Origin of the sequence: Corynebacterium sp. KPL2861 (assembly GCF_040225475.1) — a bacterium.
Classification (GTDB): Bacteria; Actinomycetota; Actinomycetes; order Mycobacteriales; family Mycobacteriaceae; genus Corynebacterium.
On record NZ_JBEHFW010000016.1, the window covers coordinates 18717 to 28199 of the forward strand.

Annotated in this window: 8 protein-coding genes and 1 pseudogene; 5 read left to right on the forward strand and 4 right to left on the reverse strand. The window is 56.3% G+C overall.

Annotation, left to right across the window (positions count from 1 at the left end):
• Positions 1–96 precede the first annotated feature (96 nt).
• The 3 genes from ABRP84_RS10780 (at position 97) to ABRP84_RS10790 (ending at position 3459) form a co-directional block, all read left to right on the forward strand.
• Entirely contained in the window at positions 97–1209 is a 1113-nt protein-coding gene (locus ABRP84_RS10780; RefSeq protein WP_349853753.1) for an LLM class flavin-dependent oxidoreductase, read from the forward strand.
• A 3-nt stretch (positions 1210–1212) separates the two neighbouring features.
• Positions 1213–1881, forward strand: coding sequence for an FMN reductase (locus tag ABRP84_RS10785; RefSeq protein ID WP_349853754.1), 669 nt, complete (start codon positions 1213–1215; stop codon positions 1879–1881).
• A 168-nt stretch (positions 1882–2049) separates the two neighbouring features.
• Positions 2050–3459: an L-serine ammonia-lyase gene (locus ABRP84_RS10790; RefSeq protein ID WP_349853756.1), complete on the forward strand. Its 1410-nt coding sequence runs from the start codon at positions 2050–2052 to the stop codon at positions 3457–3459.
• Between the two features lie 66 nt (positions 3460–3525).
• On the opposite strand, the gene hisS is transcribed toward ABRP84_RS10790, so the two are convergent.
• The 3 genes from hisS to tpx all read right to left on the reverse strand — a co-directional run bounded on the left by hisS (position 3526) and on the right by tpx (position 6118).
• Positions 3526–4809: a histidine--tRNA ligase gene (gene hisS / locus ABRP84_RS10795; protein ID WP_349853757.1), complete on the reverse strand. Its 1284-nt coding sequence runs from the start codon at positions 4807–4809 to the stop codon at positions 3526–3528.
• A gap of 5 nt (positions 4810–4814) precedes the next feature.
• Positions 4815–5450, reverse strand: coding sequence for an MBL fold metallo-hydrolase (locus ABRP84_RS10800; RefSeq protein ID WP_349853759.1), 636 nt, complete (start codon positions 5448–5450; stop codon positions 4815–4817).
• Between the two features lie 170 nt (positions 5451–5620).
• Positions 5621–6118 (reverse strand): thiol peroxidase, encoded by a 498-nt coding sequence (tpx, locus tag ABRP84_RS10805; RefSeq protein WP_023022567.1) that lies wholly within the window; start codon positions 6116–6118, stop codon positions 5621–5623.
• Between the two features lie 156 nt (positions 6119–6274).
• On the opposite strand from tpx, the gene ABRP84_RS10810 reads away from it, so the two are divergent.
• Complete coding sequence (locus ABRP84_RS10810; RefSeq protein WP_023022569.1) at positions 6275–7159, forward strand: peptidylprolyl isomerase; 885 nt, start codon at positions 6275–6277, stop codon at positions 7157–7159.
• 321 nt (positions 7160–7480) lie between these two features.
• Entirely contained in the window at positions 7481–7828 is a 348-nt protein-coding gene (locus ABRP84_RS10815) for a hypothetical protein (protein WP_023022571.1), read from the forward strand.
• Between the two features lie 388 nt (positions 7829–8216).
• Here ABRP84_RS10815 and ABRP84_RS10820 read toward each other — a convergent pair.
• Positions 8217–9407, reverse strand: a pseudogene (locus ABRP84_RS10820) (IS3 family transposase); the annotation flags it as partial.
• Positions 9408–9483: the final 76 nt, after the last annotated feature.

Sequence of the window (9483 nt, forward strand, 5' to 3'; positions counted from 1 at the left end):
CTTCTTTACCCCGCTGGGAATAATCTCCCCCTTCCTTGTTGTTGACATGTCACGTACAATGATTTTAGGTACGCAACAAGGGTAGAAAGGGATATCATGCAATTTGGCATTTTTACGGTTGGAGACGTCACCACCGATCCAACGACGGGCGAATCCCCGTCTGAGGCGGAGCGAATCCGCAATATTACGGAAATCGCGCTCAAGGCAGAAGAAGTAGGCCTCGATGTCTTCGCCACCGGCGAGCACCACAATCCGCCCTTCGTTCCGTCTTCTCCGACAACCCATCTAGCCTATATCGCAGCGCAGACCGAGCGCTTGCAGCTTTCTACCTCCACGACGCTGATTACCACCAATGATCCGGTAAAGATCGCGGAAGATTACGCTTTTTTACAGCACCTCTCCGGCGGCCGCGTGGACCTGATGATGGGGCGCGGCAACACTGGCCCCGTCTACCCGTGGTTTGGCAAAGATATCCGCCAAGGCATCCCGTTGGCCGTGGAAAATTACCACCTGCTGCGCCGCCTGTGGCGGGAAAATAGCGTCAACTGGGAGGGCAAATTCCGCACTCCGTTGCAGGCGTTTACCTCTACCCCGGCTCCCCTTGATGGCGTCCCGCCGTTCGTATGGCACGGTTCCATTCGCTCTACGCAGATTGCCGAACAAGCCGCCTATTACGGCGACGGGTTCTTCCACAATAATATTTTCTGGAATCAAGAACACACGGCCAAGATGGTCAATATATATCGACGCCGCTTTGCATCCTATGGCCACGGCCAAGCCGACCAAGCCATCGTGGGGCTCGGCGGCCAGGTATTTATTGGCGATACTGAAGAGGAAGCAAAGAAGTTCTTCCGCCCGTACTTCGATAACGCCCCCGTGTACGGGCACGGACCGAGCCTGGAGGAATTTACTGATTACACCCCGCTGACCGTGGGCACTGCGGAGCAGGTTATTGAGCGCACCCTGAAATTTGCGGACTATGTGGGCGATTACCAACGCCAGCTTTTCCTCGTTGATCACGCGGGCTTGCCGCAAGAAGTGGTGCTCAAGCAGATAGAAATTCTTGGCACGCAAGTCGTCCCGGAGCTCCGACGGCGCTTTGAGCAGCGACGACCAGACCATGTACCCTCAGACCCACCAACGCATGCCACGCTCAAGCAGCACCCAGATTCCCCACACTTTCGCGTAAGCCCTGGAAAGGAGGACTAAACAATGCGATCTTTGGTTGTCCTCACGGCCGGGCTCTCGGAGCCTTCGTCTACCCGGCAATTAGCTGAGACTATTGCAGAAGCCACCGAAGCGAAGATTTCCGCACGCGGTGAAGGCGTGACCACCCACATCATTGAGGTGCGCACCCTTGCTCCTGAGTTGGCCACGGCCATGACCAATTGGGCGGCCCCGACGCCCCAATTAGATGAAGCAAAAGAGATGCTTTCTACGGCCGATGGCTTTATTGCCGTCACGCCTGCCTTCCAAGGCAGCTATTCCGGGCTGTTCAAGATGTTTTTTGATGTCTTGGATGCGCACGCATTGGAGGAGCTGCCCACTATCTTGGCCGCTACGGGCGGTTCACCGCGCCACGCGCTCATCTTGGACTATGCGCTGCGCCCCCTGTTGAATTACCTGCACGCCCACGTCGTTCCGACCGGCATTTTTCAGGCAACTGAGGATCTGGGGACCGCCGAGGGCACGCGCATTCGCAGCCGTATCGAGCGTGCCGCCACGCAGCTTGCGGATCAGATGATCCGCCCCACGGATCGGGTCGCCGGGCTTGCCGATGCCCCCAAGCCCGGCCCCCATTCCCGCCCTACTGGAATCGGAACGGACGAGGAATTCCTGCCGTTTGAGCAGATTTTGTCCCAATACGACGGAAAGCACTAGCGCCACAATACCTGTCGCATATTCTAAAATTGATACATCTCACATATTTCTCTACGCTTGAATTTTAGAATGTTCGACCTGAATCCCCGCGCCTGAGAAAATCTCTTTTTCATGCTCTTGGACTGTTAACTCTCTTGCAACGAAGAAAGGTTTCTTAAGGCTTTCACCATGACTATTAGCGTTACTGACATTTTCGCCATCGGCATCGGTCCATCCTCTTCGCACACGGTGGGACCAATGCGCGCCGCGAAGCAATTTCTAGCATCCCTCGATACCCACCCCGCCCGCGTATCCGCAGAGCTGCGCGGTTCGCTTGCCGCCACGGGGCGTGGCCACGCATCCGACCGCGCCGTCATTCTGGGACTCGCCGGCTGGGAGCCGCTGACCGTTCCCATCGATGCCGAGCCTCAAGCCGGCGGCATAATCCCCAGCGAAGGCACCATTTCTGGCCCTTCTGGCACCGTCGACTACGAAATTTCCTTTGAGAACGAGCCACTGCCCCAGCACCCCAATGGCATGATCTTCCAGGCCTGGGACGCAGATGGCAACACCCTTGCTGAAGATGAACAGTACTTCTCCGTCGGCGGGGGCTTCATCCTCTCCCGCAAAGAGCTAGATGCAGAGGTAGCCGATAGCCACGAAGTGCCCGCCGGCGTTGCCGCAGCAACCGTAGAAGACACCGTGCCTTACGAGTTCACCACCGGCGAAGAGTTGCTCAATCTCTGCGAGGCCAACGACAAAGATATTTGGGAAATTGTCCTCGCCAATGAGGAAGTACTCCATAAAGACGAAGGCGGCGCGGATTACGTTTTGCGCCACTTGGACCTCGTATGGGACATCATGCGCGAATGCGTGACCGATGGCATTTCCACCAAGGGCCTCTTGCCCGGTGGCCTCCGCGTGCCGCGGCGCGCTCCCAAGATGTATGCGCAGCTGCTCGAGCAGAAAAATGACCCACACTCCGGTTTTTCCGCCATGGAATGGGTCAACCTCTTCGCCTTAGCGGTCAACGAGCAAAACGCTGCGGGCGGCCGCGTTATTACCGCGCCCACCAACGGCGCCTGCGGCATTATTCCTGCCGTGCTGCATTATGCGCGTGATTTCCACGGTGACTTCTGCCGAGAATCCGCACGCCGATACCTGCTCACCGCCGGGGCAATCGGCATGATCATCAAACAGAATGCCTCCATTTCCGGCGCCGAGGTCGGCTGCCAGGGCGAAGTCGGCTCCGCCTCATCCATGTCCGCTGCAGGAATGGCAGCACTCCTCGGCGCTACGCCTGCCCAGGTAGAAAATGCCGCAGAGATCGCCCTTGAGCACAATCTCGGCCTTACCTGTGACCCGGTAGGCGGCCTGGTGCAGATCCCTTGTATCGAGCGCAATGCCATCGGCGCAGTGAAATCCATTAACGCCGCTCGCATGGCAATGATGGGCGAAGGAACCCACCACGTCACCCTCGATAACGCAGTACAAACCATGGCAGATACGGGCCGCGATATGCTCTCCAAGTACAAGGAGACCTCCCTCGGCGGCTTGGCCAAGACGATGGGCTTTAGCGTCTCCCAGGTGGAGTGCTAAGAAGGGTCGAAAACACACAAAAAGGGCACCAAATTTCTTCGGTGCCCTTTTTCTTTAAGCCTACTCTTAGCCTTCTAGATCCTGCCCCAGAGTGGCAACCAGCTGCGATAACTCAACATCGCGCTGCTCGTGTGCGGCCAAGTCCTTCACGGCAACGGTACCGTTTTCTAGTTCTTGTTCTCCCAAGACCAGAGCAAATCGCGCACCTGCGCGGTCGGCGCCCTTCATCGCACCCTTGAGGCCGCGATCGCCAAAGGACATATCCGCGGCGATTCCTGCCTTGCGCAGGTCATTGATGATGCCAGTCATGCGGCGCTTGGCCGCTGTACCCAAGGCAATTCCATAGACGTCCACGCGGGAATCACTGCCTTCCAGAGTGATTCCCTCCGCTTCTAGGGCGAGGATGGCGCGGTCAACGCCGAGGCCATAGCCGATGCCCGAGAGATCTTGCCCGCCAAGCTGCGCCATCAGGCCGTCGTAGCGGCCGCCGCCGCCAATACCGGATTGCGCACCCAGGCCATCGTGGACGAATTCAAAGCAAGTCTTGGTGTAGTAGTCCAAGCCGCGCACCATACGGGGGTTGATTTCGTATGCAACGCCCATATCCTCCAGCATGCCGGTGACGGTCTCAAAGTGCTCGCGGCACTCGGCATCGAGGTAGTCGAGCATCAAGGGGGCATCGGCAAGCTGCTCCTGCATTTCCGGGCGCTTATCGTCCAAGACGCGCAAAGGGTTGATTTCCGCGCGGCGGCGGGTTTCTTCATCTAGGTCCAGCTTGAACAAGAATTCCTGCAGCTTTTCGCGGTAGGCGGGCCGGCAATTCCGGTCGCCCAAGCTGGTCAATTCCAAGCGGAAACCGCTAAGACCCAAGGCCCTGTAGGAGCGATCCGCCAAGGCGATGACCTCAGCATCCAATGCTGGATCGTCGACGCCAATGGCTTCCACGCCAACCTGCTGAAGCTGGCGGTAGCGCCCTGCCTGCGGGCGCTCATAGCGGAAGAACGGCCCGCTGTAGTTTAGCTTCACTGGCAGCTGACCGCGATCCAAATTGTGTTGAATGACCGAGCGCATAACGCCCGCCGTTCCCTCTGGGCGCAAGGTCACAGAGCGATCACCGCGATCTGCAAAGGTGTACATCTCCTTGGAGACCACGTCGGTAGATTCGCCCACGCCGCGGGCAAAGAGCGCGGTATCTTCAAAAATGGGCAATTCAATGTGCTGAAAGCCGGAAAGATGCGCCTGTTCCACCATGGTCTGGCGGACCTTATAAAAAGTCGCAGACTCTGGTGGGTAATACTCTGGCACACCCTTCGGTGCGGACAGTGCCTGGAACCGCTTCTCTTCACTCATGGTCACTAGAGTACCCCATGGGATTTTCGCAGGAATGGGTTGGTCGCCCTCTCCTGACGCATGGTTGAGGTTGGGCCGTGGCCGGGAAGAATGTCCAGCTCATCGTCTAAATCCCACACCGGCCCCGCCAATGAATCCAGCATGGCCTGTGGATTAGAATCCGGAAGATCAACGCGCCCCATTCCCCCGGCAAAAAGTACGTCACCGGTAAGGGCAAAAGTATCCGAAATGATCAATACACACCCCGGCGAATGGCCAGGGGCGTGCTGGAGGGTGAATGTATGCCCGATTAGCTCTAGTTCTTCCCCACCGTGGAGTTCGCGGAGATCGGCAATGGGTACCATGCTCGAGGCTTGGAATAGCTCCTGTGCCTGGGCGGAGACACCCTCCCCAGAATCCAACATGAACCTATCTGCGGGGTGAATATAAACGGGGATATCGAGCTTCTGCGCCAAATCCCCGGCCTCGCGGGTGTGGTCAATGTGGCCGTGCGTGAGCACGATAGCTTCATAGTCATAGTCGTGCGATATAACCTGCGACATGGAATCCATGCCCGGATCCACGATGAAGGCGCGCTTTCCCTCCGCCGCGATATAGGTATTCGTGCGAAATGGGCCCGCAGTAAATCCTTTAATGTCCATGGCTCAAGTCTAACGAGGCTCGCACCCATCGCGCCTCCCTGATCGCATCGGCACTCTGGATTCTAGTACGAAGCAAGCATGTAAAAAGCACCCAGCCTTCGCGCCCACAGCCACGGAGGGTTGTGGGAAAGGCTGGGTGCTGGATTTAATGAGCCTGCCGGCTTAAAGCTTTACTGCAAGGCGGCAAGAGCCTTGTCGTAGTCCGGCTCAGTGGTTACCTCTGGCACCAACTCGTTGTAGATGACCTTGTGGTCAGCGTCGGTGACTACAACGGAGCGTGCCAATAGGCCCTTGAGTGGGGAGCCTTGCAAGGTCACGCCGAACTTCTCGCCAAAATCGGAGCGGAAATCGGACGCGGTGTCCACGTTTTCAATGCCCTCTGCGGCGCAGAAACGATCCAGCGCGAAGGGTAGGTCGCGGGAGACGGACAAGACAACGGTATTGTCTAGGCCCGCAGCCTTTTCATTAAAGGTGCGCAGCTGCTGCTGGCACACGCCCGTATCGATGGAAGGGAAAATCGAGATAACGAGGCGCTTGCCCTCGAAATCCTTATTGGTGACCTCAGAAAGGTCGGTGCCAACGAGGGTGAACTCTGGGATGGGCTCCCCTACTGCGGGAAGTTCACCAGCGGTTTGGGTAGGTTCGTCAGAAAATTTAACTTCAGCCATGGCCCCGAGCGTACTGATACTTTTGCTTCCCCGCTATAGCTCACCGCTTATTGCTGATGCCAATCCCCGAGCCAAGTCAGCCCCACGTCCGCAAAGCCGCTAAAATCGTCCTAGTTGAGACACGTCACCGATAATCGCTAGAAAGGTTGTCCCACGGTGCCAGATAATAAAAAGCGCGGAGAAGACGCGCTGCACAAGCTCGACCGCGAGCTAAAGTCCCGTGACCGCAAACAAAAGACTCGTCCTTTTGGTGTCGCCTTAGCCTCGCTCGTCGTCATCCTCGGCATCGCGGGAGGAATTTACTTCCTCTCCACCCGCGATGGCTCTGAGGGCGACATCCAGGCGGAAGATACCTCGGAAGCTCAGACCACGCAGGAAACCCCCAAGGCGGAGCCCTTGAGCGGCAAGCGCGCGGAAGCCCTGCCGGCAACCGTTCAGTGCGAGTATGAGGACAATGGGCAGGATGGCCACGGTGCCAAGAAGCCCGACGGCAAGGATATTTCCACCGAGGGCACTGTCACCGTATCCTTCGATACCACCCAGGGCCCGATCGAGATGGACCTAGACCGCGCCACCGCGCCTTGCACCACCCACGCCATTTCGGAACTGGCTGACTCCGGCTTCTACGATGACACCGTCTGCCACCGCATGACCTCTGGTGGCTTGAATGTGCTCCAATGCGGCGATCCCACCGGTTCCGGTTCCGGCGGCCCAGGCTTCAGCTTTGCTGATGAATACCCCACCGATGAAACTGATGACGAGGACGCACAAAACCCCGTTGTCTACCCCCGCGGCTCCGTTGCTATGGCCAATAGCGGTCCGGATACCAACGGCTCCCAGTTCTTCCTTAACTACGATGACTCGGAGTTACCTCCTAACTACACCTACTTCGGCACCATCACCGAAGATGGCTTAAAGACCCTAGACAAGATTGCCAAGGCCGGCGTAGACACCGGTAATCAAGGTGACAATCCAGGCGGCCAGAAGGATGGCAAGCCTGCAGAAGAGGTAAAGATCAAAAAGGCTACGGTAAAGGCCTAGTCTGCGGCATCGGCGCTTGCCGATGCCTCCCTCCATTCCCTCTACCTTTTCCTCACCCCAGCGCAACGCACGAACTAAATCGTGGCGTGGCGCTGGGGCATTTTCATATCCGATGCTTTGCCTTGACCACCCTCCTACCTGCACGTAACTCCAGAAAGCACATCCTTTCTATACTCTCCATCTGGATTAATCACCCCCTTCAAACACCCCCATTCCTTATTGATAATGTTTTTTATTAAACTCAGCTTGGGTAATTCAGACAGTCACGCAGCCGTCTAATATCTAAAAAATTTGAACACCACAAGCTTGATAGGAAACACAATGAAGCTTTTCTCCCGCAAGGCCTTCCTCGCCGGCGCAACCGCCCTGTCCGTTACTCTCGCTGGCACCACCGTGGCCACTGCCGCGGAGAATGCGGACACCGTTGCTCAGAGTGCTACTACCACCTCCACCGGCACTGCTAGCCAAAACATTGATTCTGACGCAAACAAGCAAAACGATGCCAAGAAAACGCAAGACTTGTCTTCCAAGGACGCGAATCCTGAGTCCGTCAAGGCCTGGATCGAAGTTATTACTGCCGCGGTCGGCGCACTGGGTACTCTCTTCGCTTTCGCCAATAAGTACATCAACATCGATGACCTTCTAAAGAACTTCAAACTTCCTTTCTAAACGCTAACGCGCCTTGAGGGCGATTAACCGCCGTGCTCTTATTGAACTGCACGGCGGCTATACGGAAGGTAGTTCTGAAGTTCTCCCATTACGTTGTTAGCAGTTCCGCTTGAGGTTACCCAGGATTCGTAACTCTGCCCCCATGCCGGGGCAGGTTATGTTTGTCTGCGTTCCTTTTGCTTTTCTTTTTGAGGAGCAGTGGAACTAGTCGCTGGCTTCGGTATGGCTTATTTTCGTCCCTGTCTGACAATGATCCGGGGGGTGATGCCGCCGAAGGCAGTGACATACTCAAACTGCTAATAGGAACCTGACCCACATCAAGTGTGTGAGGTCTCAAAGTAATGGGGTTGCCCGCAAATCGTGGACACGTAGTTAAGCTGCTTAGGGGTTAAGCAGCGGCCTTCTTATTACCATTTTGATCAGCGAGCTGGGCTTCGAAATCGACGGGGCTTACCATCCCGATGGACGAGTGGCGACGGCGCCGGTTGTAGACAATCTCAATCCAGCGAGCCACCGCCTTCCGGGCTTCGTTGCGGGTTCGCCATTCCTTCCGATCGTAAAATTCGGTCTTCAATGTCGACCAGAACGACTCGGCCATCGCATTGTCAAAGCAGACACCAGTACGGCCGACCGATTGTGCAATCCCTAGTTCTTGACAGACCTGCCACAGCTGTTCGCTGGTGAACTGGGTACCACGATCGGCGTGGAAGACCACGCCGTCGGGTACTTCACCACGCAGGGTGTAAGCCATGCGCAGTGCACGTTCAACTAGGTAAGAATCCTGCACACTATCCATGGACCAGCCTAGGACTCGGCGGGAGTGTCCATCGCGGATAACGCATAGGTACAGCCAGCCCTCATTCGTGCGTAGATAGGTAATATCCGACATCCACACTCGATTAAGCTGCCCTTGATCAAATAGGCGTTTCACCAGGTCTGGAAGCGTGGACTTCCGCTTGGATTGAATCGTCGTTACGGGAACAAACGCCCTGGGTGAGATGCCTTCAATACCCATCATCCGCATGCGTTTGGCCACGGTTTTGCGATTCACATAGACCCCACCCTCGGCGAGTTCTGCAGTAATCCGTGGGGCACCGTAGACTTCGTCAGAATCTTCCCAGATGTCATGAATTTTCCTGTCTAACTGGTCGAGGAATCTCTGACGCTGATTTTCACCACGAAGCCGTACTGCTTGAGCCTTGTGCCATTTATAGTAGCCAGAACGAGAAACCTCTAATAACCTGCTCATTCTTTTTATGCTGTAGTTCGCCTTGCTCTGGCTGCATTAGCTCAAATTTTTCCGATCGCGTTGCTTCGCAGCGAAGAAGGCGGTGGCTTTTGACAAGAACTCATTATCCATCTTGGCCTCAGCTAACTCACGACGCAGGCGAGCGTTTTCGGCTCGTATATCGGCATCACTGCGGCCATCTACCGAGCCTTGGCGTTCCCGCTCAAGTTTGACCCACCTGCCTAAAATTGTGGCTGATACGCTAATTTCCTTAGCCACATGAGCGATTGGGCGCCCAGACTCAATGACCAGTCTGGCGGCCTCCTGCCGGTACTCCGGGGTGTACTTCTGAGCGTGTCAAGTTGTTTGTGTGTGGGGCTAGGTTTATAGGTATTTGTCGAAGCGGTCGGGAAAGGCCACGGCCATC

Excerpts from the sequence above, each read along its gene's own strand:
- hisS (WP_349853757.1), bottom strand. The coding sequence starts at position 4,809 with ATGAGTGAAGAGAAGCGGTTCCAGGCACTGTCCGCACCGAAGGGTGTG.
- ABRP84_RS10800 (WP_349853759.1), bottom strand. The coding sequence starts at position 5,450 with ATGGACATTAAAGGATTTACTGCGGGCCCATTTCGCACGAATACCTAT.
- ABRP84_RS10815 (WP_023022571.1), top strand. The coding sequence starts at position 7,481 with ATGAAGCTTTTCTCCCGCAAGGCCTTCCTCGCCGGCGCAACCGCCCTG.
- tpx (WP_023022567.1), bottom strand. The coding sequence starts at position 6,118 with ATGGCTGAAGTTAAATTTTCTGACGAACCTACCCAAACCGCTGGTGAA.
- ABRP84_RS10780 (WP_349853753.1), top strand. The coding sequence starts at position 97 with ATGCAATTTGGCATTTTTACGGTTGGAGACGTCACCACCGATCCAACG.
- ABRP84_RS10785 (WP_349853754.1), top strand. The coding sequence starts at position 1,213 with ATGCGATCTTTGGTTGTCCTCACGGCCGGGCTCTCGGAGCCTTCGTCT.
- ABRP84_RS10790 (WP_349853756.1), top strand. The coding sequence starts at position 2,050 with ATGACTATTAGCGTTACTGACATTTTCGCCATCGGCATCGGTCCATCC.